The sequence below is a fragment of the Mycobacterium sp. OAS707 genome (assembly GCF_014873705.1).
Classification (GTDB): Bacteria; Actinomycetota; Actinomycetes; order Mycobacteriales; family Mycobacteriaceae; genus Mycobacterium.
In genome coordinates this window covers 969,225-992,264 of record NZ_JADBDS010000002.1, presented here as the reverse complement: position 1 = coordinate 992,264, position 23,040 = coordinate 969,225, and the positions used below count along the sequence as shown (strand labels likewise).

General features: G+C 66.2%; 25 protein-coding genes. 18 read left to right on the top strand and 7 right to left on the bottom strand.

The features are described from left to right. Positions 1-75 precede the first annotated feature (75 nt). The 13 genes from GGC64_RS15620 (at position 76) to GGC64_RS15560 (ending at position 11,429) form a co-directional block, all read left to right on the top strand. Entirely contained in the window at positions 76-1,323 is a 1,248-nt protein-coding gene (locus GGC64_RS15620; RefSeq protein ID WP_192723393.1) for a glutamate-5-semialdehyde dehydrogenase, read from the top strand. A 16-nt stretch (positions 1,324-1,339) separates the two neighbouring features. Further along, on the top strand, positions 1,340-2,215 hold the full coding sequence (locus GGC64_RS15615; protein WP_192723392.1) for a MoxR family ATPase: 876 nt from the start codon (positions 1,340-1,342) through the stop codon (positions 2,213-2,215). Further along, positions 2,215-3,660: a VWA domain-containing protein gene (locus GGC64_RS15610; protein ID WP_192723391.1), complete on the top strand. Its 1,446-nt coding sequence runs from the start codon at positions 2,215-2,217 to the stop codon at positions 3,658-3,660. The genes GGC64_RS15615 and GGC64_RS15610 overlap by 1 nt, the downstream gene beginning before the upstream one ends. Before the next feature lie 126 nt (positions 3,661-3,786). Beyond that, on the top strand, positions 3,787-4,410 hold the full coding sequence (nadD, locus tag GGC64_RS15605; protein ID WP_225951983.1) for a nicotinate-nucleotide adenylyltransferase: 624 nt from the start codon (positions 3,787-3,789) through the stop codon (positions 4,408-4,410). Beyond that, the gene (rsfS, locus tag GGC64_RS15600) at positions 4,407-4,775 is read left to right on the top strand and encodes a ribosome silencing factor (protein WP_192723389.1); all 369 of its coding nucleotides are present in this window, start codon (positions 4,407-4,409) and stop codon (positions 4,773-4,775) included. The genes nadD and rsfS overlap by 4 nt, the downstream gene beginning before the upstream one ends. After that, positions 4,772-5,440, top strand: coding sequence for a glucosyl-3-phosphoglycerate phosphatase (gene gpgP / locus GGC64_RS15595; RefSeq protein WP_192723388.1), 669 nt, complete (start codon positions 4,772-4,774; stop codon positions 5,438-5,440). Before rsfS ends, gpgP begins: the two co-directional genes overlap by 4 nt. Beyond that, positions 5,430-6,158 (top strand): diglucosylglycerate octanoyltransferase, encoded by a 729-nt coding sequence (gene octT, locus GGC64_RS15590; protein ID WP_192723387.1) that lies wholly within the window; start codon positions 5,430-5,432, stop codon positions 6,156-6,158. Before gpgP ends, octT begins: the two co-directional genes overlap by 11 nt. Positions 6,159-6,160: 2 nt before the next feature. Further along, positions 6,161-7,000 carry a DegV family protein gene (locus GGC64_RS15585; RefSeq protein WP_192723386.1) on the top strand — a complete coding sequence of 280 codons (840 nt, stop codon included), beginning with the start codon at positions 6,161-6,163 and terminating at the stop codon, positions 6,998-7,000. Positions 7,001-7,124: 124 nt separating this feature from the next. After that, positions 7,125-9,641, top strand: a complete 2,517-nt coding sequence (locus GGC64_RS15580) for a SpoIIE family protein phosphatase (RefSeq protein ID WP_192723385.1) — start codon at positions 7,125-7,127, stop codon at positions 9,639-9,641. Beyond that, positions 9,641-9,979 (top strand): STAS domain-containing protein, encoded by a 339-nt coding sequence (locus GGC64_RS15575; RefSeq protein ID WP_192723384.1) that lies wholly within the window; start codon positions 9,641-9,643, stop codon positions 9,977-9,979. The genes GGC64_RS15580 and GGC64_RS15575 overlap by 1 nt, the downstream gene beginning before the upstream one ends. 33 nt (positions 9,980-10,012) lie before the next feature. Next, on the top strand, positions 10,013-10,333 hold the full coding sequence (locus GGC64_RS15570; protein WP_192723383.1) for a metalloregulator ArsR/SmtB family transcription factor: 321 nt from the start codon (positions 10,013-10,015) through the stop codon (positions 10,331-10,333). Beyond that, positions 10,330-10,806, top strand: coding sequence for an SRPBCC family protein (locus tag GGC64_RS15565; protein WP_192723382.1), 477 nt, complete (start codon positions 10,330-10,332; stop codon positions 10,804-10,806). Before GGC64_RS15570 ends, GGC64_RS15565 begins: the two co-directional genes overlap by 4 nt. A gap of 14 nt (positions 10,807-10,820) precedes the next feature. Beyond that, positions 10,821-11,429, top strand: coding sequence for a maleylpyruvate isomerase family mycothiol-dependent enzyme (locus GGC64_RS15560; RefSeq protein ID WP_192723906.1), 609 nt, complete (start codon positions 10,821-10,823; stop codon positions 11,427-11,429). A gap of 27 nt (positions 11,430-11,456) precedes the next feature. Here GGC64_RS15560 and GGC64_RS15555 read toward each other — a convergent pair whose 3' ends face one another. Together GGC64_RS15555 and GGC64_RS15550 are read right to left on the bottom strand one after the other, a co-directional pair. Further along, positions 11,457-12,509 (bottom strand): dihydrodipicolinate reductase, encoded by a 1,053-nt coding sequence (locus tag GGC64_RS15555; RefSeq protein WP_192723381.1) that lies wholly within the window; start codon positions 12,507-12,509, stop codon positions 11,457-11,459. Between the two features lie 11 nt (positions 12,510-12,520). Beyond that, the gene (locus GGC64_RS15550) at positions 12,521-14,017 is read right to left on the bottom strand and encodes a potassium/proton antiporter (protein ID WP_192723380.1); all 1,497 of its coding nucleotides are present in this window, start codon (positions 14,015-14,017) and stop codon (positions 12,521-12,523) included. An 87-nt stretch (positions 14,018-14,104) separates the two neighbouring features. On the opposite strand from GGC64_RS15550, the gene GGC64_RS15545 reads away from it, so the two are divergent. Further along, a complete protein-coding gene (locus GGC64_RS15545; protein WP_192723905.1) occupies positions 14,105-14,797 on the top strand; it encodes a TrkA family potassium uptake protein in 693 nt (230 codons plus the stop codon). 4 nt (positions 14,798-14,801) lie between these two features. On the opposite strand, the gene GGC64_RS15540 is transcribed toward GGC64_RS15545, so the two are convergent. The 4 genes from GGC64_RS15540 to GGC64_RS15525 are packed head-to-tail and all read right to left on the bottom strand — an operon-like array spanning position 14,802 to position 18,218. Further along, positions 14,802-15,608, bottom strand: a complete 807-nt coding sequence (locus GGC64_RS15540; protein WP_192723379.1) for an SDR family NAD(P)-dependent oxidoreductase — start codon at positions 15,606-15,608, stop codon at positions 14,802-14,804. A gap of 2 nt (positions 15,609-15,610) precedes the next feature. Further along, positions 15,611-17,164, bottom strand: a complete 1,554-nt coding sequence (locus GGC64_RS15535; protein ID WP_192723378.1) for an FAD-binding protein — start codon at positions 17,162-17,164, stop codon at positions 15,611-15,613. Next, complete coding sequence (locus tag GGC64_RS15530) at positions 17,161-17,730, bottom strand: PaaI family thioesterase (protein WP_192723377.1); 570 nt, start codon at positions 17,728-17,730, stop codon at positions 17,161-17,163. The genes GGC64_RS15535 and GGC64_RS15530 overlap by 4 nt, the downstream gene beginning before the upstream one ends. Beyond that, on the bottom strand, positions 17,727-18,218 hold the full coding sequence (locus tag GGC64_RS15525) for a flavin reductase family protein (RefSeq protein ID WP_192723376.1): 492 nt from the start codon (positions 18,216-18,218) through the stop codon (positions 17,727-17,729). Before GGC64_RS15525 ends, GGC64_RS15530 begins: the two co-directional genes overlap by 4 nt. Positions 18,219-18,319: 101 nt before the next feature. Here GGC64_RS15525 and GGC64_RS15520 point away from each other — a divergent pair, with 101 nt between their 5' ends. Then, positions 18,320-18,994, top strand: coding sequence for a PadR family transcriptional regulator (locus tag GGC64_RS15520; RefSeq protein ID WP_192723375.1), 675 nt, complete (start codon positions 18,320-18,322; stop codon positions 18,992-18,994). Here GGC64_RS15520 and GGC64_RS15515 read toward each other — a convergent pair whose 3' ends face one another. Further along, positions 18,995-20,698: a 3-ketosteroid-delta-1-dehydrogenase gene (locus GGC64_RS15515; RefSeq protein ID WP_192723374.1), complete on the bottom strand. Its 1,704-nt coding sequence runs from the start codon at positions 20,696-20,698 to the stop codon at positions 18,995-18,997. Between the two features lie 101 nt (positions 20,699-20,799). Between GGC64_RS15515 and GGC64_RS15510 the strand changes: the two genes are divergently transcribed. Genes GGC64_RS15510 through GGC64_RS15500 form a run of 3 tightly spaced genes read left to right on the top strand, consistent with a single transcriptional unit; the run spans position 20,800 to position 23,037 of the window. Next, complete coding sequence (locus tag GGC64_RS15510) at positions 20,800-21,939, top strand: Rieske 2Fe-2S domain-containing protein (protein WP_192723373.1); 1,140 nt, start codon at positions 20,800-20,802, stop codon at positions 21,937-21,939. Continuing rightward, entirely contained in the window at positions 21,939-22,229 is a 291-nt protein-coding gene (locus GGC64_RS15505) for a ferredoxin (RefSeq protein ID WP_192723372.1), read from the top strand. The genes GGC64_RS15510 and GGC64_RS15505 overlap by 1 nt, the downstream gene beginning before the upstream one ends. A gap of 10 nt (positions 22,230-22,239) precedes the next feature. Continuing rightward, entirely contained in the window at positions 22,240-23,037 is a 798-nt protein-coding gene (locus tag GGC64_RS15500) for an SDR family NAD(P)-dependent oxidoreductase (RefSeq protein WP_192723371.1), read from the top strand. Positions 23,038-23,040: the final 3 nt, after the last annotated feature.

Sequence of the window (23,040 nt, the reverse complement as noted above, 5' to 3'; positions counted from 1 at the left end):
ACTGTCAACGCTAACGCAGCTCGGCCCGACCTGACATCTGTCGAGCGGCTCGGGCATGTCCGATACGCTGGGTCGATGAGTGTCCAGGCACCAGCCGTCTCCGGCTTGCGCGAGCAGGTGCACGGCGCCGCGCGGCGGGCACGCGTCGCCGCGCGCGAGTTGGCCACCTTCAGCACCGACACGAAGAACTCCGCGCTGCATGCCGCAGCCGACAATCTGCTGCGCGAGGAGGGTGCGATCCTCGCCGCCAACGCCGAGGACCTGGCTGCCGCCAAGGCGGCCGGCACCCCGGAGGCCATGCTCGACCGGCTCGCACTGAATCCGAACCGCATCGACGGCATCGCTTCGGGGCTGCGCCAGGTGGCCGGCCTGCCCGATCCGATCGGCGAGGTGTTGCGCGGGCGCACATTGCCCAACGGTCTGCAGCTTCGACAGCAGCGGGTCCCGCTCGGCGTCGTCGGCATCGTCTACGAGGGCAGGCCTAACGTCACCGTCGACGCGTTCGGGCTGACGCTCAAGTCGGGTAACGCTGTGCTGCTGCGCGGCAGTTCGTCGGCCGCGCGCTCGAATGCCGCTCTGGTCAAGGCACTTCGCGACGCGCTCGAACTCGAGAACCGCAACCCCGATGCCGTGCAACTGCTGCCATGCGAGGACCGCGCCAGCGTCACGCACCTGATCCAGGCGCGCGGCCTCGTCGACGTCGTGATCCCGCGCGGCGGGGCCGGCCTTATCGATGCGGTGGTGCGAGACGCGACGGTGCCGACCATCGAGACCGGTGTCGGCAATTGCCATGTCTACGTTCATGAATCGGCCGATCTCGACGTGGCCGAGCACATCCTGCTGAACGCCAAGACCCGTCGGCCCAGCGTCTGCAACGCCGCCGAGTCGCTGCTGGTGGACAGGGCCATCGCCGAGCTTGCGGTGCCGCGGTTGACCAAGGCGCTGCAGGACGCCGGCGTCACCGTGCACGCCGATCCGTCCGAAGAGCAACTGCGTACCGAGTTTCTTTCGATGGATATCGCGCTTGCGGTCGTCGGCGGCCTCGACTCGGCGATCGCGCACATCAACGAGTACGGCACCGGACACACCGAGGCCATCGTTGCGACGAATCTCGCTGCGGCCCAACGATTCAGCGAGCGTGTCGACGCCGCCGCAGTGATGGTCAACGCATCGACCGCCTTCACCGACGGTGAGCAATTCGGATTCGGCGCCGAGATCGGCATCTCGACTCAGAAGCTGCACGCCCGCGGACCGATGGGCCTGCCCGAATTGACGTCAACCAAGTGGATTGTGTGGGGAGACGGCCACACCCGCCCGGCCTAAACAGGAGAAGACTTTCGTGAGCGTCCCCGCGCGCCCTGCGCCGCTGTTCGCCGATATCGACGATGTTTCGCGACGGCTGGCTGAGACGGGCTATCTACCCGACACCGCAACGGCCACAGCGGTATTCCTCGCTGACCGGCTGGGCAAGCCGCTGTTGGTGGAGGGTCCCGCCGGTGTCGGCAAGACCGAACTGGCGCGTGCCGTGGCACAGTGCACCGGTTCCGGGCTGGTGCGACTGCAGTGCTACGAGGGTGTCGACGAGGCGCGCGCGCTCTACGAGTGGAATCATGCCAAGCAGATCCTGCGGATCCAGGCCGGCCACGGCGACTGGGAGCAGACGAAGACCGACGTGTTCAGCGAGGAGTTCCTGCTGACGCGCCCGCTGCTGACCGCGATCCGGCGCACCGAGCCCACGGTGCTGCTGATCGACGAGACCGACAAGGCTGACATCGAGATCGAGGGTCTGCTGCTCGAGGTGCTGTCCGACTTCGCAGTCACGGTGCCGGAATTGGGCACCATCACCGCTGAGCGCCCGCCCTTCGTGCTGCTGACCTCCAATGCCACCCGGGAGTTGTCCGAGGCGCTCAAGCGGCGATGCCTGTTCCTGCACATCGACTTTCCCGATCCCGATCTCGAACGCCGCATCCTGCTGTCGCGCGTTCCCGAACTGCCCGAACACCTGGCGCAGGAATTGGTGAAGATCATCGGGGTGCTGCGCGGCATGCAGCTCAAGAAGCTGCCGTCGGTGGCCGAGACCATCGACTGGGGCCGCACGGTGCTGGCGCTCGGCATGGACACCATCGACGACGAGGTGATCGCGGCGACCCTCGGCGTGGTGCTCAAGCATCAGTCCGATCAGGTCAAGGCATCCGGGGAACTCAGGTTGAACTGATGGCCGCCCGCCGCACCCGCCCGCCTCAGCCGCTGGCCCCTCACGGCCTGCCGGGGCATTTGGTGGAGTTCGTCGAAGCGCTACGCAAGCAAGGCATTTCGGTCGGGCCGTCGGAGACCGTCGACGCCGGCCGCGTGTTGTCCGTTTTGGGCCTTGGCGACCGTGAGGCATTGCGCGAGGGCTTCGCGTGTGCGGTGTTGCGCCGCTCCGACCACCGCGACACCTACGACGCGATGTTCGACTTGTTCTTCCCCGCGGCGCTCGGCGCCAGAACGGTGCTGGAGGACGACGACGAGTCCGACGACGTCGAGCAGGGCCTGCCGCCCGAGGACATCGAGGCGCTGCGCAGCGCGCTCATCGACATGCTCAGCGAGAACGCCGATCTGGCCAACATGGACGAGCGGCTGGCGGCGATGATCGCCCAGATCGTCGAGGCTTATGGCCGCTACCAGTCCAGCCGCGGGCCGTCGTACTCGTCGTATCAGGCGCTCAAAGCCATGAGCCTGGACGACCTCGAAGGCAGGCTGCTGGCGGGGCTGCTGGCACCGTACGGCGACGAGCCGACGCCGTCGCAGGAGCAAATCGCCAAAGCGCTTGCCGCCCAACGCATCGCGCAGCTGCGCAAGATGGTGGAGGCGGAGACCAAGCGCCGCACCGCGGAGCAGCTTGGCCGCGAGCACGTGCAGATGTACGGTGTCCCGCAGCTCGCCGAGAACGTCGAATTCCTGCGCGCCTCAGGTGAACAGCTGCGCAACATGCGTCGGGTGGTTCAGCCGCTGGCACGCACGCTCGCGACTCGGCTGGCCGCGCGGCGGCGCCGGTCGCGCGCAGGTGAGATCGACATGCGCAAGACGCTGCGCAAGTCGATGTCGACCGGCGGCGTCCCGATCGACGTCGTGCTCAAAAAGCCGCATCCCGCGCGGCCCGAGCTCGTCGTGTTGTGCGACGTATCCGGTTCGGTGGCCGGCTTCAGCCACTTCACGCTGATGCTGGTGCATGCGTTGCGTCAGCAGTTCTCCAGAGTTCGCGTCTTCGCCTTCATCGACACCACCGACGAGGTGACCGAGCTGTTCGGGCCCGACTCCGATCTCGCTGTCGCGGTGCAGCGCATCACCCGCGAGGCAGGCGTGTACACCCGCGACGGTCACTCCGATTACGGCAACGCGTTCGTGTCGTTCATGGAGAAGTGGCCGAACGTGCTCTCGCCGCGCAGCTCGCTGTTGGTGCTGGGCGACGGGCGCAACAACTACCGCAACCCGGAGACCGAGCTGTTGGCCCACATGGTCAACGCCAGCAGGCACGCGCACTGGCTGAATCCCGAGCCCAAGCACTTGTGGGGCAGCGGCGACTCGGCGGTGCCGCGGTATCAGGACGTCATCACCATGCACGAATGCCGGTCGGCCAAGCAGCTGGCAGGAGTCATCGACGCGCTGCTGCCCGTCTAATCCCCGCGAACGTGGGTTACCCGCACGTCTAGAGCGGCTGAAGCGTGACGGTAACCCACGTTCGGCGCAGGGAGAGTCGCGTGCGCCCCTCCCGTAAGCTGGCTGTTTGTGACTTCGCGACGGCGGCTGGGGGTGATGGGTGGGACGTTCGACCCCATCCACAACGGCCACCTGGTCGCGGCAAGTGAGGTCGCCGATCTCTTCGAGCTCGACGAAGTAGTGTTCGTGCCGACCGGTCAGCCCTGGCAGAAGGACCACCGCTATGTGACCGCCGCCGAGGACCGCTACCTGATGACCGTCATCGCTACCGCGTCAAACCCGAGGTTCTCGGTCAGCCGGGTGGACATCGACCGCCGCGGTCCTACCTACACCAAGGACACGCTGCGCGACCTGCGGGCGCTGAACCCCGACACGGACCTCTACTTCATCACCGGCGCCGACGCACTGGCCTCGATCCTGTCGTGGCAGAACTGGGAGGACATGTTTTCGATCGCCAAATTCGTGGGCGTCAGCAGGCCCGGCTACGAACTGGACGGCAAGCACATCGCGGCTGCGGTCGCCGAACTGCCTGCGGACGCGTTGACGCTCGTCGAGGTGCCCGCGCTCTCGATCTCGTCGACGGACTGCCGCAAGCGCGCCGAGGAGAACCGGCCGATCTGGTATCTGGTGCCCGACGGCGTTGTGCAATACGTCGCGAAGCGGGACCTCTACGCTGCCCAACCGGCGGCGACGAAAGACGGGAAGATATGACCGCCACCGATGAAGCGGTCGCGATGGCCACCGTCGCCGCGCGCGCCGCGTCCGAGAAGCTCGCCCAAGATGTCGTCATCATCGATGTGTCCGGACAGCTCGTCATCACCGACTGCTTCGTCATCGCGTCGGCGTCGAACGAGCGGCAGGTCAACGCGATCGTCGACGAGGTCGAGGAGAAGATGCGTATCGCCGGATACAAGCCGGCCCGTCGCGAAGGCGCCCGCGAGGGCCGATGGACCCTGCTGGACTACGTCGACATCGTGGTGCACATCCAGCATCAGGACGAGCGTGACTTCTACGCCCTCGACCGGTTGTGGCGCGACTGCCCCATCGTGCCGGTGGATCTGGAAGCGTCGCCATGAGGGTGCGCAGGCTGGTGATGTTGCGCCACGGGCAGACCAACTACAACGCGGGCAGCCGCATGCAGGGCCAACTCGACACCGAGCTGTCCGACCTCGGCCGCGACCAGGCCGCCGCCGCCGCGGAAGTGCTTGCGAAACGGCAGCCGCTGGTCATCGTTTCGTCGGATCTGCGGCGGGCATTGGACACCGCTGTCGCATTGGGTGAGCGGTCAGGTCAGCCGGTGCTCGTCGACACCCGGCTGCGTGAGACGCACCTCGGCGACTGGCAGGGGATGACTCATCTCGAAGTGGATGCCGCGGCGCCGGGTGCGCGGCTGGCGTGGCGCGACGACGCGCGCTGGGCGCCGCACGGTGGTGAAAGCCGTGTCGATGTCGCGGCGCGCAGCATGCCGCTGCTGGCCGAGTTGGTCGCCGACCAAACCGAGTGGGGTGTCGATGATCCCGAGCGCCCCGTGGTTCTCGTCGCGCACGGCGGACTGATCGCGGCGTTGACGGCCGCGCTGCTTGGCCTGCCGGTCGACAACTGGCCGGCGCTCGGCGGCATGGGCAACGCCAGCTGGGTGCAGCTGTCCGGCCATTCGCGGCCCGATGCCGCTGCGGAGGACATCCGCTGGCGACTCGATGTGTGGAACGCCTCGGCCCAGGTCGCCAACGATGTCCTCTGACAAGACCCTTCTGGTCTTCTGCGACTCGCTGTCCTACTACGGCCCGACCGGCGGGCTGCCCGCCGACGATCCGCGAATCTGGCCGAATATCGTTGCCACACAACTGGGTTGGGATGTCGAGGTGATCGGCCGGATCGGTTGGACCTGTCGCGACATCTGGTGGGCGGCCACTCAGGACCCGCGGGCGTGGGCGGCGTTGCCACGGGCGGGCGCGGTGGTCTTCGCGACCGGCGGCATGGATTCGCTGCCGTCGCCGCTGCCAACAGCGCTGCGTGAGCTGATCAGATATGTCCGGCCGGCCTGGCTGCGGCGCTGGGTTCGCGACGGCTACGGTTGGGTCCAGCCCCGGCTGTCGCCGATCTCCCGCGCAGCCCTTCCTCCGCATGTTTCGGTCGAATATCTCGAAATGACCCGTGGAGCAATCGATTTCAACAGGCCGGGTATACCCGTCGTCGCGTCGCTGCCGTCGGTGCACATCGCCGAGACCTACGGCAAGGCCCACCACGGCCGCGAAGGCACGGCCAGGGCGATCACTGCATGGGCCGAGGAGCACGATGTGCCGCTCGTCGACCTCAAGGCGGCTGTAGAGGAGGAAGTGATGAGCGGTCGGGGCAACCCCGACGGTATTCACTGGAACTTCGAGGCGCACCAGGCAGTGGCCGAGCTGATGCTCAAGGCGCTCGCCGAAGCCGGCGTGCCGCAAGAGGATTCGCGGTAGTCATGCCGGTCGTCGTCGTCACCGACTCGTCGTCGCGGCTGGGGCCAGACGAGCTCAAAGAGTACGACATCCGGCAGGTGCCTCTGCACGTCTTGGTCGACGGAACTGACCTGCGTGACGGCATCGACGACGTGCCCTACGACATCCACGACCGTCCGCGCGTGACGACAGCCGGTGCCACACCCGCAGAACTCGCCGAGATCTATCAACAGGCGTTGACCGACAGCGACGGCGGCGGCGTTGTGGCCGTGCATCTTTCGGCGGCGCTGTCGAGCACCTACAGTTCGGCGGCGCTGACTGCGCGTGACTTCGGTCCCGCGGTGCGGGTAGTGAATTCGCGGTCGGCGGCGATGGGCGTGGGCTTCATTGCGCTGGCAGCCGCGCGTGCGGCGGGCTCGGGTGCCGATCTGGATGCCGTTGAAGCGGTGGCCCGTACGGCGCAGTCGCGCGGGCACGTGTTCGTCGTCGTGCACCGGCTGGACAACCTGCGACGCAGCGGGCGTATCAGCAAGGGAGCGTCGCGGCTCGGCACGGCATTGTCGCTGAAGCCGCTGCTGTGTCTCGACGTCGACGGGCGGCTCGTGCTCGATCAGCGGATCCGCACCGTGTCCAAGGCGCACGCGGCGATGGTGGATCGGGTCGCCGAAGTCGTCGGGGAGCGGCAGGCGGCGATCGCGGTCCATCATGTCGACAATCACGACGCCGCCGACGAGATCGGCGCGGCGTTGACGACGCGGCTGCCCCAGATCGAGTCGCTTGTCGTGACCGACATGGGGCCGCTGTTGTCGGTTCACGTGGGTGGCGGTGCGGTCGGCGTTGCCGTGCAACTGGCTGAGCAGTAACCCGGTTTTACATGGGTACTCGGGCGCTTCGCTGGGTACACAGATAGGTGGCGGTCGTCCGGTTTCCAGTGTGTGGTCGCGTTCGCTGTTCCGAAGTGAGTGACTGTTAAGAGGTTTTGCGCGGATGGAAGACCCCCAGGGCGAGCGTAATCAGCTAGATGAGCTAGCGGCAGCCCGCGACCAGTTGGAACAGCTGGTGCGGGCGATCGTCGAGATCGGTTCCGACCTGGACTTGGACGTGACCCTCAAACGGATCGTCAACGCGGCGATCGAGCTGGCCGGCGCTCGGTACGGGGTGCTGAGACTGCGCGCGTCAGACGGCAGCCTGGTCTCGGGTGTGCACGCGGGCATCGACGACGAGACTGCGCGTCGGCTCGGCGAGCTTCCCATCGGCGAGGGACTGCGCCTCGATGACTTGAGCGCGCATCCGCATGGCGAGGTGCTCAGCGCACACAAGCCACCGCTACGAGCACTCCTCGGGGCGCCAATCACCGTGCGGGGCACCGATTTTGGAATTCTCTATCTTGCGGACGACCGGCCGGGCCGGGTGTTCTCCGATTCCCAGGAAGGCGCCGTCCGCGCACTGACGACGGCGGCGGCAGCCGCAATCGACAACGCTCGACTTTTCGAGAGAGAACGCGAAGCGGCGAAATGGACGAGCGCCAGCCGCGAGATCACCACCGCGCTGCTTTCCGGCGATCCCCAAATGGGACCGCTGCAGCTCATTGTGAACCGGGCGCTCGAGCTGGCCGATGCAGAGCAGGCGATATTGCTGGTGCCGCGGGAGCCTGACCTGCCAGATCAAGTCGACACGCTGGTCGTGGCCGCCACGGCGGGCCGGTACGCGTCGCAGGTGATCGGTCAGCAGGTACCGATGGACGGCTCCACCACCGGCGGCGTCGCGCGTCGCGGGATACCGCTGATCACGGACTCCTTTCAATATCCCATCGAGGGGTTCACCGATGTCGGGGAGCGCTCCGCGATCGTGATACCGCTCATCGCCGACGGCAGGGTGCTCGGGGTGATCGCCATCGCCCGTCAGCCTCAACAGACGCCGTTCGGCAACGACTACCTCGACCTCGTGAGCGACTTCGCCCGGCACGCTGCGATCGCGTTGGCACTGGCAGCAGGTCGCGAGCATGCGCTCAACCAGGAACTCGCCCAGGCCGACACCGTCGAGGACGCGTTGCGCGCCGCCGCGGAGGAACTTCGCCGACTGTGGCGGGCGCGCCGGGTACTCGCGGTCACCTTCACGACCCCGGGTGAACGAGCCGATGGTGCACCAGATGTGGTGTCGGTCGGCGAGCCGGCGACGTGGAGCGACCTGCCGCCTCAGACCCAACAGCTGATCACGGAATTGCGCGACGGCGATCTTCTCAGCTCCCCGAACACCATGCCGCCGGGCGCGACGGGCATCGCGCTGCAGCATCCCGAGGGGGTGCTTGTGGTCTGGATCGAGCTCGCTGAGCAGAGGTCGTTCACGCTGGAGGACCAGACGTTGCTGACGGTGCTGGCAGGCCGCCTCGGCCAGGGGCTGCAGCGGGTGCATCAGGTGGACAAACAGCGCGAAACCGCCCTTGCGCTGCAACACGCAATCCTCGGTCCCGCCGAGCTACCGGCCGGATTCGCGGCGCGCTATCAGGCCGCAAGTCGACCCCTCCAGGTGGGCGGTGACTGGTACGACATCGTCGAACTCGAGGACGGGCGCATCGCGCTGATCGTCGGCGACTGCGTCGGTCACGGCCTGGCCGCTGCCACCGTGATGGGACAGGTGCGCAGCGCCTGCCGTGCGCTGCTGTTCAGCGACGCCAGCCCGGGGGCGGCCTTGCAGGGAATGGATCGCTTCGCTTCGCACCTTCCCGGCGCCCGATGCACCACGGTCGTCTGCGGCGTGCTCAACCCCGAGACCGGTGAGCTGGTGTACTCCAGTGCCGGGCACCCGCCGCCCATCCTCGTCGAAGCCGACGGCGCTATTCGGATTCTCGAGGACGGCCACACCATTGCGTTGGGAGTACGGCCGAACTGGTCGCGCCCCGAAGCGCGGGTGACCCTCCCGCCGCGCGCGACTCTGCTGCTCTACACCGACGGCTTGATCGAACGTCGCAGAAGAGGACTCGACGACGGTATCTCCCGAGTAGCCGAGGTGGTGCGGGACGGTCGCGCGTCAACAATGGACGATCTGGCGAACCAGATCATGTCCGGTGTCGCGCCGGCAGGCGGGTATCAGGACGACGTGGTCGTGTTGCTCTACCGCCACCCGGGCCCGCTCGCGCTTGAATTTCCAGCGCACGCAAGCCAACTCGCGGCCGCTCGGCATGCCCTACGCGGCTGGCTGAAACGAGCCATGGTCAATCCGGATCAAAGTATGGACTTACTCATCGCTGCGGGAGAGGCGGTCGCCAACGCGATCGAGCATGGTCACCGCGACAACCCGAACGGAGTCATCAGCATGGACGCGACGGCACTGGTCGACCGGGTGCACTTGACCATCACTGACTCCGGCTCGTGGAAACCTCCGCAGCCGACGAGGGACTCCACTCGCGGTCGGGGCATCGCACTGATGCGCGGGCTCATGCAGGAGGTTGCCATCCAGCCCGGCATTGCCGGAACCACGGTTCACCTGACCGCTAGGGTCGGTTGATGTCCGCGTCGCTGACGCTCGAGATCGCGCGCGGCGACAACGGAAACCTTGTTCTCATCGCGGTCGGGGAAATCGACCTCAGCAACATCGACTCCTTCAGCGAGGCCCTCACCGAGTCCACCGCGACGGCAGCGAAGAGCGGCGAACGGCTCACCGTCGATCTCACAGCAGTCGAGTACCTCGACAGCTCAGCCATCAATGCGCTGTACCACGTAGCCGACCACATTCACCTGATCGTCAACTCCGTGCTGATGCGCAGCCTCACCATCAGTGGCCTCGCCGAGTTGGTCGCCATCGAAGTGCCACACCCGAAGACTGCTGCACTCGACGAGCATTGATCAGCCATATCGGTAAGTGGTAACTTACGGTTCGTGCCGACTTACCAAGATGACGTCTGGGTCGCGCTCGCCGACCGCACCCGGCGGTCGATCGTGGAACGTCTCGCACATGGGCCGATGGCGGTGGGCGAAATCGCCCGCGACCTGCCCGTCAGCAGGCCCGCGGTATCGCAACACCTGAAAGTCCTCAAACGCGCAGGCCTGGTGCGCGACCGTGCGGCAGGCACCCGACGGGTCTACCAGTTGGACCCGACAGGGCTCGAAGCCTTGCGAGCCGACCTCGACCGGTTCTGGGTGCAGGCCTTGGCCGGCTTCAAGGACACCGTCGAACATCTGGAGGGAGACGAATCATGACGCAAGCGCGACCGGTGAGCATCCGTCACGACGTGGTCGTCAATGCCCCACTCGATAGGGCGTTTCGCGTATTCACCGAGCGGTTCGGAGACTTCAAGCCGCGCGAACACAATCTGATGAACGTCCCGATCGCCGAGACGGTGTTCGAGGGCCGCGTCGGCGGACACATCTATGACCGCGGTGAGGACGGCAGCCTGTGCAAATGGGCGCGTGTCCTCGTCTTCGAGCCGCCCAACCGCGTCGTCTTCACATGGGACATCGGCCCGACATGGCAGCTGGAAACCGACCTCACCCGGACCAGCGAGGTGGAGGTCCGGTTCATTGCCGAGTCGGCCGAGCGGACACGCGTCGAGCTGGAACACCGGCACATCGAACGCCACGGTGACGGTTGGGAGTCGGTCGCAACGGGCGTCGACGGCGACGCAGGTTGGCCGCTGTATCTCGGCCGCTACGCCGGCCTGTTCGACCAATGACGTCAACGGACACGATGCGGTTGGCACGGGCCGAGCGCGAGGAGTTCGCCACACTGCTGGAGGGGTTGTCTGCTGAGCAGTGGGACAGCCCGACTCTGTGCGAGAAGTGGCGGGTGCGCGATGTCGTCGCGCACGTCATCGGTTACGACCCGCTGAGTCGCGCAGAACTGTTGCGGCGCATGGCCAAAGGCCTGGTAACGCGGGGCGGTGCCAACGTGGTCGGGGTTGCGGAGTACGCATGCAAGTCGCCGGAGGAGTTGATGGCGCTGATGCGTGAGTACGCCGTGCCGCACGGGTTGACGGCCGGCTTCGGTGGCAGGATAGCGCTCACCGACGGGATGGTTCACCAGCAGGACATCCGAAGGCCGCTCGGGATTCCGCGAGACATCCCTGCCGAATCATTGCGAATCGCACTGGGTTTCACCACGTGGGCGCCGCGACTTCGGGGGGCTCTGCGTACTCGCGGGGTGCGTCTGGTTGCCACCGACGTCGACTGGACTTACGGCAAGGGCCCCGAGGTGCGGGGCAGTGGCGAAGCGGTGCTGATGGCGATGGCCGGCCGGCGCGTCGCGCTCGACGACCTCGACGGTCCCGGCAAAGCCAAACTGGCCCAACGGCTTTGACTCGGGCCGCCAGGGCGGCCGGCTGAGCTAGCCGCGAAAGCGGCCGGTGACCGGTGGCAGATCTTTCAGCGTCACGATGCCTGGCGGCGCGGCGACGACCGCGGGTACCGCGTTGGTCACCGGCATCGCCGTGTAGATCATGCCGAGGCCCATGAACCCCGGCTCGGTCCAGTCCTTCGGCGGCAGGCAGTGCAGCACGGTCCGCATGTTGGGCAGCCCGAACACCTGGATCACGTGGCCGTGCTCCAGCGGCTTGGGCGGGGTGACGTGATCGCCCATGGTCCAGTTGAAGCCGACGCTGACGACATTGCGGTCGCCCACCCAGCCGCGGTGATAGCCGTACACGCTCGCCACCGTGCCCTTCGGAATCTGCATGAAACCCAGATCGGTGTCACCGGTGGCCGCCGTGAACTGCACGTCGAACGTCATCCGGTCGAGCTTGGCGCCGATCGCATCGGCCATCATCGCGGCCGATTCAGCGAAGACCTCACTCTCGCGCCGCACACTCTCGGCCAGACCGGGCGTATCCGGGTCCTGGGAGAAGCCCATCGCGGTTTGGGTGCCCGCCGATTCGTAGGTCGAACAGTCCACCGACTCGGTGATGCGGATTTCGTCGACCCGTTCACACGATCCGCTGAGCACCATGCCGACCAGGTTCGTCATACCGGGATGGGCTCCGCTGCCGAAGATCGTGGAATTGCCCTTCTCGCAGGCTTTTCGGATGCGCTCCATATCCTCGGGCGTCTGCTTTCCGCCGGTGATCCACGCCGCACTGGAGCAGACGTTGACGCCGGACTCGAGCAGTCGGGCCAACTCGTCGACGTCGGGCCACAGCGGGTTGTAGCAACAGGCGTCGGGCTTCGTGGCGAGCAGCGCGTCGATGTCGTTGGTGGCCGCGATACCGGTCGGCTCGGGCCAACCCGAGAGTTCGGCGGCGTCGACGCCGATCTTGTCGGCGCCGTGCGCGTACACCCCGACCAGTTCCATGTCGTCGCGGCCGATGATCGCGTGCAGCGAGCGCCGTCCGATGTTTCCGGTGGTCCACTGGATGACGCGTAGTGGCCGGTTCGTCATCAACATCTCCTTTGAGGTCAATCTGCTTCGCCGTACTCATCGAACCAGTACGCGAGTTTGCCGCGCCGACTCACCGCCCGAAGTCGGCGTTCTGCAATCGCGCGCGTCTTCGTGGTGGTGACGATGAGCAGTTCATCACCGATCTCGATGCGGGTGTCGGGCTGCGGAACGAACGTATGGCCGTCGCGGATGATCAGGGTGATGACGCTCGGGTCGGGCAGCCGCAATTCGAGGACTGTGACGTTGTGCAGTCGCGACGGCGCCTGGACCGTCATGGTCAGCAACTCGGCATCCAGCACGTCCAGCGGTGCGGCTTCCACCTGGATCTCCCTGGTGGCATCGCGTGGGATCAGCCCCAGCCGGTGGGCCAGCGGACGCAGGCTCGGTCCCTGCACCACGGTGAACAGCACCACCAGGATGAACACGATGTTCAGAATGCGCAGACTGTCGGGGACGCCGCCCACGATCGGGAAGGTCGCCAGCACGATCGGGACGGCGCCGCGCAGGCCGGCCCAGGACAGAAACACTTGCTCGCGCCAGGGCACCCGGAATCCGGCCAGCGAGATGACGACGGAGAGCGGCCGTGCGACCAACAGCAAGACGAGACCGATGACGATCGCCGGTATCAGCTCAGCACCGAGGTCGCTGGGGTCGACGAGCAGACCAAGCAGGACGAACAGGCCGATCTGTGCGAGCCAGCCGAGCCCTTCGGCGAACGACCGGATGGCCGAACGGTGCGGCAACCCCGAGTTCGCGAGCACGACCGCGGCCAGATAGGCGGCGAGGAACCCGCTGGCATGAGCGGTCCCGGCCGCGGCGAAAGCGACCATACCCAGTCCGAACGTCGCAAGCGGATAGAGGCCGGAGGCCGGAAGTGCGATGCGGCGCAACGCGAACGCGCCGAGTATGCCGCAGCCCAAGCCGATCGCGGCCCCGACAGCCAACTCGTAGACCAACTCGGCGAGCGCGTGCACCGGTGACAGATGCAGCGGGGTCACGCTGAACATCAGCACGAGGATGACGGCGGGCGCGTCGTTGAATCCCGACTCGGCTTCCAGCAGCCCGGCGACGCGGCGCGGCAATGGCACGACTCGCAGCACCGAGAACACCGCCGCGGCATCGGTGGACGACACGACGGCGCCGATCAGCAGTGCCAGTTGCCAGTCCATTCCGAGCAACAGATGCGCCCCTGCGGCGGTGACCGCCATGCTGACCGCGATGCCCACCGTGGCCAACGCGCCTGCCGGCGCCAACACCCGTCGCACGTCGGCGAACTTCGTCGTCAGGCCGCCTTCGATCAGAATGATCGCCAACGCCACCGTGCCGAGGTGATCGGCCAGCAGATAGTTGTCGAAATGCAGGCCAAGGCCGTCTTCGCCGACGATGACGCCAACACCGAGAAACAGCAGCAGGCTGGGCAGGCCGACGCGGGTGCCGAGCCGCGTCGCGACGATGCTGGCCAGCAGCACGACTCCACCGGCGAGAAGCGCGAGGTACAGCTGCTGCAAGCTCATGTCATGGGTCAGTATGACTTTGTGCTTCGCGGGAGGTGGCGGTCGAAGGGTCAAAAGCAGTTGGCGCATGCCGAGGATAGGCCGACGATGCGGATCGGCATCGCAGGTGCCGGCGCCGTCGGCCGATCGGTCGCCCGTGAACTGCTTGACTATGGCCACCGGGTCTTGCTGATCGAGCGCAACCGCGGACACTACGAACCGCACACGGTTCCTGCGGCCGAATGGCTGCTTGCCGACGCGTGCGAGCTTGTCTCGCTTGAAGAATCGGGATTGCAGACGTGCGAGGTGATGATCGCCGCGACCGGGGACGACAAGGTGAACCTCACCGCGGCGCTGCTGGCCAAGACCGAGTTCGGCGTGCCGAGGGTGGTTGCCAGGGTCAATGAGATGCGCAACGAGTGGCTGTTCACCGATGCGTGGGGTGTCGACGTCGCGGTCTCCACGCCCCGCGCGATGGTGGCAGGTGTCGAGGGGGCTATCGACATCGGACACCTCGTGCGGTTGATGCAACTTCGCGAGGGCCAGGTGAACCTCGCGAAGCTCACGCTGCCCGAGGGCAACGCATTTGTCGGGCAACGGATTCGTGAGTTGGCCTTGTCGCAGAACACCGCGCTGGCCGCCGTCCTGCGTGGCAGTGAAGTGCTCCTGCCGACAGCAGATGAGGTGCTGCAGGTGGGCGACGAGATGCTGTTCGTCGCAGGCGGGGCATTGGACGACGAGGTTCGGGCGCTCGTGCGAGCCGCTGCGGCGCCGGTTCGACGCCGCCGTACCGACGGGTGACCGGCTACATGTGGGTGCCGCCGTCGATGCGGACCTCTGTTCCGGTCACGAAGTAGGCGTCCGACGAGGCGAGCATCGCGACGACTGCGGCCACGGCGTCCGGCCTGGCGAACATGCCGCCGTCCTCGAGCGGTAGCACCGGCGTGATCTTGCCGAACAGCGAGAAGTCCGCATCCGTCGGCAGTCCGGGTCCGATGCTCTGCTTGGATTCACCCGTGCCGTCGGTCATCCCGGACGAAATCGAGCCCGGCTGAACAGCATTGAAGCGGATCCGGTCCTTGGCGAATTCCAGGGCCAGCGCGTGAGTCATCGCTTGGACGCCCGCCTTGGACGCGGCGTAGGCCGACATGTACGGGTGGGAGAAGGACGCCGAGGTAGAGCTGAAGTTGACGACTGCCGGATCGTTTCCGCCACGCAACGCGGGCAGCGCCTCGCGGATCACCAGGAACGTGCCGACGAGGTTTATCCGCAGCACCTGCTCGAAGTCGGCAAGCGTGGTGTCGAGGAAGTGCGATGACCGCAGGATCCCCGCGGCGTTGACCAGGGCGTCCAACCCGCCGAGCGCACCGACCGCCTCGGCGACGCCGTCCTTGACGGATTCCTCGCTCGCGACGTCGATGACCACGCTGCTGAGCCGATCGCCGTGCGGTTCGGCCTTGGCGACGGTGTCCTTCAGGCCGGATTCGCTGATGTCGGCCGCGACGACCCGGCCGCCTTCGTCCAGAATGCGCAACACGGTGGCCTGCCCGATGCCGGAGCCGCCGCCGGTGATCAGGACGCGACGGTCGGTGTATCGCTGAAGTGATGCCATGGTCAGTTCCTCTCAGATGAGATGTGAGTTGTCATGTCGAGTGCGGCGAGGTGGCTGAACAACATTGACGCGCCGATCGGGATGCCGCCGCCCGGATAGACGGTGCCGGTGACCGCGGCCATGGTGTTGCCCGCAGCATAGAGGCCGCCGATCGGGTTGCCGTCGGCATCGAGCACGCGGGCGTGGCTGTCGGTGACGAGTCCGCCCTTGGTACCGAGATCGGACAGCCCGAACGCCGCGGCGTGGTAAGGCGCGGTGTCGATCGGCACCATCGGCGACTTGCCGCCCGAAAACGCGCGGTCGTACGCCTCGTCGCCGCGGCCGAAGTCGTCGTCTGTGCCCGCCGCGACGAACTCGTTGTAGCGCTTGACCGTCTCGACCAGGTTGTCGGCATTCACACCGAGTTTCGCCGCGAGCTCGGGCAGGGTGTCCGCGGTGTGCCACAGACCGGCGTCGACGTACTGCTCGGCATCGACCATCGACACGTTAGTGGCCTTCACCGGCGGAACGAGGCCCTCTCGGTCGTCGTAGATCATCCAGAACGGCAAAGTCATTGCGCCGCTGGAGATCTGCTCGATGATCGCCTTGCCGATCCGGTCGTAGGGTGCGGATTCGTTGACGAAGCGCTTACCGTCCTGGCCGACGAAGATGCCTCCGGTGAACCACAGCGAGAACGCCGAGCGCCCGTCGGGATGGGTGAACCCGGGCGACCACCACGCCTGGTCCAACAGGTCGGTCGCAGCACCCGCGGCCATGCCCGCCTCGAGCGCCAGACCCAGATTGCTTGGCGCGCCCATCGTGTCACGCGCGTCGCCGGGTATGCCGAAGCGTTCGCGCAGCGCCGGATTGTTCTCGAATCCGCCTGCAGCGAGGAGGACGCCGGCGCGGGCGCGGATAGCGCGGCGGCCGCCGTCGTCTTCGACCACTGCGCCAACGACCCCATCCTCGGAAGTGATCAGTTCCACCAGCGGGCTGTTGAGACGCAGCGAAGCGTGCGGATATGAGGTGATCGCCGAGAGCAGTCGGCCTATCAGCGCCCGCCCACCGATCAGATACTTCGGCACCTGCGCACCGAGCCGTTCTCTGTCCAGCGGGCCGCGTATCCGGTCGGCAAGCTCGCCAAGCCGTTGGGCGGGAAGCGGTTTCATCACCGTGTGCCGCATCCCGTCGAGACGCGCATGCGGAAGGCTGCCGTAGTAGTCCGGCCAGGGCAGGATGTCGAACTCGAAATGGTCGTCTGCTTCGAGGTAGGCGACCAGTTCGGCGCCGCCGTACACGTACGCACGCTGCAGTTCTATCGGAGTGCGGTCGCCGACGGCGGCGTGGAAGTACTCGAACGCGTCGTCGAGGGTGTCGTCGGCGCCTGCCCGACGCAGCACCGGGTTGCAGGGGAACCACATGCCGCCGCCACCGGAGTATGCGGTCGTGCCGCCGAACAGCTCACTGGCCTCCAGCACCACGACCGACAGTCCTTCGCGGGCCGCGGTGTACGCGCCGACCAGCCCGCCGCCGGAGCCGGCGACGATCACATCGGTTTCGTCGTCCCAGGTCGTCAATGCTCGGCTTTCTTCGGATGGATGAACACGCCCTCAGCTTGAACGGTGACGCCCTCCGCGTCTGCGATATGCCCGACTGCGAATGTCTTCGATCCCTCCGTCCGCTCGACGTGCGCCTCCGCACGCAGCTGTTGTCCGAGCGGAGTGCCGCGTACATACCGCAGTGTCAGCGTGCCGGTGTACGCCGGCTTGCCTGGCAGATGCGCGGTGGCGCCCAGCACGTGGTCGAGAATCATCGCGCACACCCCGCCGTGCACGTGTCCGGCTGGGCCTTCGTATGCGGCCCCGAGGACGAACTCCGTCCACACGAGCCCCTCGGCGTCATCGTTGATTCTCAAGGGCGGCGCGACCGGGTTGCGGTCGCCGATCACCACGTTGCCCAATGCCCTGCTCTGACCGTCGGCCATCTGCCGCACCCCGAATGATCCGGGCATCAGCGATACGCTCAATTGTGCTGTTGCCCAGTCGATTTGACTCTGCACAGTCGTCAAGGTTGCGTCGTCGACCTCAGTGCGGATGGTCGCATCGATGAGCCGCCGCACCGACTGCGCAAGCCGTTCGTTCACGCGAACCCGCCATAGCCGCCTCGGTAGAACAGCAACGGTCGGCGACCTTTCGACGCGCGCAGGCCGGTGACGTGTGCGACGACGATCGTGTGGTCGCCCGCCGGGAGCTCGAATTCGAGATCGGCTTCAATCGTCGCAAGTGCGCCCGCCAGCACAGGTGCGCCGTTGTCACCACGGCTCCAGTCGACTCGGGCGAACTTGTCGCCGCCACTGACGCCGAACTGTGCGCACACGTGATGCTGGTCGGCGGAAAGGATGTTGATACACAACCGTCCGGACGCCCGAATGGCCGGCCAGCTCGAGGACGTCTGCGCCGGGCAGAACGAAACATACGGCGGATCCAACGACACCGATGTGACCGACTGGCAGGCGAAGCCCACCGGGCGGTCACCGTCGTGCCCCGTGATGACTGCCACGCCGGTACAGAAATGGCCGAGCACGGCCCTCATCGTCGCCGGGCTTGGCGTGTCGAGTCTGGTGGTGGTCATGCTTGGAAGCGTGCGGGCCTGCACTGAGCTACCGCAACACGGCGTCCCGGCCAGTGGTGAGTGACGCTTTCGGCTGTGACCAGTGTTGTTAGTCTGAAAAAATGGCAGACGGCGATCCACCGGGCAAGCCAAATCTGGCGGCCACCAGCTGGGCGCTGCTGGGCATGCTGTCGTATGAGTACGAGCTTTCGGGTTATGACATCCGGAAGTGGATCGAATGGAGCATGCGGTTCTTTTACGGAAGCCCGGCATACAGCCAGATCTACTCCGAACTCAAGAAGCTGGAGCAACTCGGCCTGGTCACGTCGCGCGTCGAGAACAGCGGCAACACCCGCAATCGCAGGCTGTACAAAATCACCGAGGCTGGGCTGGAAGCGGTGACGCGGTGGGCCAACGAAGCGCCCCTCGACCCGCCCGTGCTCAAACACAGCCCACTGCTGCGAGTGACGTTGGGACACCTCACCGACCCGACGAGGCTGAAAGAGATTCTGCAGGAGCACCTGGCCTATGCCGACGACATGCACCGGCAGGCCGCCAAGGATGCCAAATGGGCCGGGGCCGATCCGTCGTGGGCGTACGCGCGGGTGGCGCTGCGATGGGCCGAGCGGTACTACGCCAACGAGCGTGAGCTGACGTTGAAGATGATCAAGGAGCTCGACGAGGCGGACGCCGAGTTTCCTCGCGTCGGTGACAGTGGACGGACGAAGGTTCCGTGGCCCGCACCGGAATACTGGTACGAGATCGAGAAGAAGGCCGACGCAGAAGACTCCGACTGACTACTTGCCTGCCGCGTCGTGCGCGGCGATGTAGCCGTAGACCAAACCCTGCGCGATCGTGGCGCCTGCACCCGGATAGGTGGCCCCGAAGGCGTTGGCGGCGGTGTTGCCGATCGCATACAACCCGTCGATCACACTGCCGTCTTCGCGTAGCACCCTGGCACGTTCGTCGACCCGCAGGCCGCCACAGGTGCCCAGGTCGCTGAGCACCATTTTCACCGCGTAGAACGGGCCTTCGCTCAGCGCGCGCAGATTCGGGTTGGGGGTGATAGTGGGATCGCCGTAGTACCGGTCATAGGCGCTTCGTCCGCGATGGAAATCGGAATCATCTCCGGCGCAGCACATTTCGTTGAACCGGGAGACTGTCGCAAGCAATGTCTCCTGGGAGACACCGATCAGGCGGCCAAGCTCAGCGATACTGTCGGCCCGGCGGGCGATGCCCGCGTCATACCACGCCTGGGGGATGCGCATCCGCGGAAAGAGTTCGGCGCCAAAGACGTAGCTGTTGCGATACTTCTGATCGAACACGATCCACATCGACTCGACGGGCGTGCCTGCGCGTTCGAGTTCTAACACACGCTGCCCGAACGACATGTAGTCGGTCGCCTCGTTGACGAACCGGCTGCCGTTCTGGTCGACGATCAGCGAACCCGGAAGCGACCGCTCGGCCAGCATCACCACCGGGGCGCCGCCAGGCAGGGGGGCGACAGCAGGAAACCACCAGGCCTGGTCCATGCGATCGATTGCGGCCCCGACATCTTGGGCCATCCGTATGGCGTCGCCGGTGTTGGACTCTGCGCCAAGGCTGGCATGCTCCCCGAGGGATTCCGACTGGAACTTCCACCGCATGTCCATGCTGTGGTCGAAACCCCCAGCGGCGAGCACGATCCCGTTGCGCGCTGTCACCGTGAATTGCTTTCCATCGTGTAGTACTACGGCGCCGGTGACCTCGGCGCCATCAGTCGTCAGCCGCACCAACGAGGTGTCCGTCCACACGCCGATGCCGGCTCGGAGTACACCCGCGAACAGGCCCGCGGCCAGCGCCTGACCACCGGCCGCGTAGTGGCGGCCGAGCAGCAGGCCACCGACTCCCTGGCCCAGCCGCTTGACGATCAACGGAATGCCCTTTCGCGGCACCCGTGCCATCAGATTCATCCAGCGGTAATCGGCACCGGTCGTCGGCATGGGAATCGACGCCTTCATGACGCCGGGACGCAGTCGGGAGCGGTAACGACCCAGCACCGAGGTATTGAACGGCTTGCACTCGCAAGTGCGCCCCGCCGCCGTTCCTCCTGGCTGCTCGGGGTGATAGTCGGAGTACTCCCGTGCCCACATGAATCGCAACGGTGTGGTGCGCCGCAGCATCTCCACCGTCTCCGCGAGGTGCGCAAGGAAGGCCGTCGAGCGTTGTGGAGGGGCCGTGCCGGCCACGACCGACTCGAGATAGGTGTCGGCACGCGCCATCGTGTCGCCCGCGCCGTTCTCCTCGAGGACCGGGCTCGCCGGAAACCACAGCGCGCCGCCCGAGCGCGCGGTAGACCCGCCGACATAGGCCGATTTCTCCACGATCAGCACCTTCAGCCCACGCTCTGCGGCAGCCAACGCCGCGGCCATGCCCGTGCCGGAACCGATGACGAGCAAGTCAACCGTCGTGTCACCGATCGGTAGGCCCGCGGGAATGGCCGCACTTTGAGCAGAGGTCACGGGTGTGACGGTAAGTCGCAGAAACGGCGCGGCGGCGCACTTCTCCCTTCTAGCGGGACGATCGCCTCCGTCACCGGTCCTGCGACGGTAGAAACAAGGTCATGACGTTGCAGTCAGATACTGACGAGATTCGGCAGATCGAGGCCGAAGCGGCTCCCACTCGATTCGCCCGCGGCTGGCATTGCCTTGGTTTGACCAGGGATTTCGGCGACGGCAAACCGCATGGGATCAATGCGTTCGGCAAGAAGTTGGTGGTGTTCCGCAGCGGGGACGGCCGGATCAACGTGCTCGACGGCTACTGCAGGCACATGGGCGGCGACCTGTCCCAGGGCGAGGTGAAGGGCGACGAGATTGCGTGCCCGTTCCACGACTGGCGCTGGGGAGGCGACGGCCGGTGCAAGAAGGTGCCGTACAGCAAGCGGGTGCCGAGGCTGGCCCGCACCGCGACGTGGACCACCCTCGAGCAGGACGGGATGTTGTTCGTGTGGAACGACCCCGAGCGCAATCCGCCGCCGCCGGAGGTGAGCATCCCCCGGATCGAGGGCGCCACCAGCGACGAGTGGACGGACTGGCACTGGTACACCACCGTCGTGCACATCAACTGCCGCGAGATCATCGACAACGTCGTCGACATGGCGCACTTCTTCTACATCCACGGATCATTGCCCACACATTTCAAGAACATCTTCGAAGGCCACGTCGCCACTCAGTACATGAATGGGGCGGGCCGCCCGGACATCGGCGACCCGGGGGAGTCGCAGATGCTTGGAACCACCTCGGTGGCATCGTATTTCGGCCCCTCGTTCATGATCGACGACCTGACCTATCACTATCCCGACGTGGATCACAAGACTGTGCTGATCAACTGTCACTATCCGATCGACGCGAATTCCTTTGTGCTGCAATACGGCATCATCGTCAAGAAGTCGGAGGCGCTGCCGGGTGATCAGGCATTGCAGACTGCGATCGGCCTTGGGGATTTCGTCAAGATGGGTTTCGAGCAGGACGTCGAGATTTGGAAGAACAAGGCGCGCATCGACAATCCGCTGTTGTGTGAGGAGGACGGTCCGGTCTACCAGCTCCGCCGATGGTACGAGCAGTTCTACGTCGACGTTGCCGATGTGCAGCCCGACATGGTGGACCGCTTCGAATACGAACTCGACACCACCAGCCCGCACGAAGAGTGGATGAAGGTGGTCAACGCCAACCTCGCTGCGAGGACGGCCGCGGGGACCACCTGATGACCGTGCGGCCCGACAACCGGTACGCCGACTGCCCGATGGCGCCGGTGGCCTGCCGCCGTTGCGAGGCTTGTGTGCTGGCCCGCAAGAGCAGCTGGAACCAGACCAGTGTGCAGTGGAATCGCGAGGCGTCGGCCCGCTGCCACGAGCGCCGCGATGCCGAGAACCTCGCCGCGCACGCGGCACGAGGCTTGTTCCTGGCCTGTTCGGCACTGAGCGATTCGATTGTCGAGGCGGTGCGCAACGGCGATCTGCCGGTAGTAGACGAGACGGTGCCGGCGACGACGTAACTTCGTATCCGTGAAACGTGTTGCGGTAGTCACCGGGGCGAGTCGCGGCGCCGGACGGGGTATCGCCGCGGCGCTCGTTGCCCACGGCTGGCGGGTGTACGTGACCGGCAGGACGGTGACCGACCCGGGCGACGGCGGAATCGCGGTACAGGTCGACCACAGCGACGACGCCGCGGTAGCTGCGCTGTTCGAACGGGTGGCGCACGAGTGTGACCGGCTGGATCTGTTGGTCAACAATGTCGCCGCCATCCACGATGACCTGACGAATCCAAAGCCGTTCTGGGAGAAGCCGCTCGAGCTGGCCGACGTGTTGGACGTCGGGCTGCGGTCGGCGTATGTGGCGTCCTGGCACGCCGCACCGTTGATGGTCCGGCAGGATCGCGGCCTGGTCGCGTTCACGTCGTCCCCCGGATCGGCCTGCTACATGCACGGCCCCGCCTACGGTGCGCAGAAGGCGGGGGTGGACAAGATGGCCGCCGACATGGCCGTCGACTTCCGCGAAACGGGAGTAGCGACGGTGTCGATCTGGATGGGAATTCTGCTCACCGAACGGTTCCGCAGCGCCTTCGCGGGGCACCCCGAGGCGCTCACCGAGACCGCGAAGCACGCCGAAACCCCGGAATTCACTGGGCATTTGATCAATGCGCTGTACCACGATCCAGACCTCGGCGAGTTGTCAGGACACACCGTGATCGGCGCGGAACTCGCGCAGCGCTACGGCATCACCGACGAGGACGGTCGGCGACCGCCGTCGCACCGCGACATGCTGGGCGCGCCGCGCGAGCCCAGTTCTGTAGTGGTGCGTTGATGC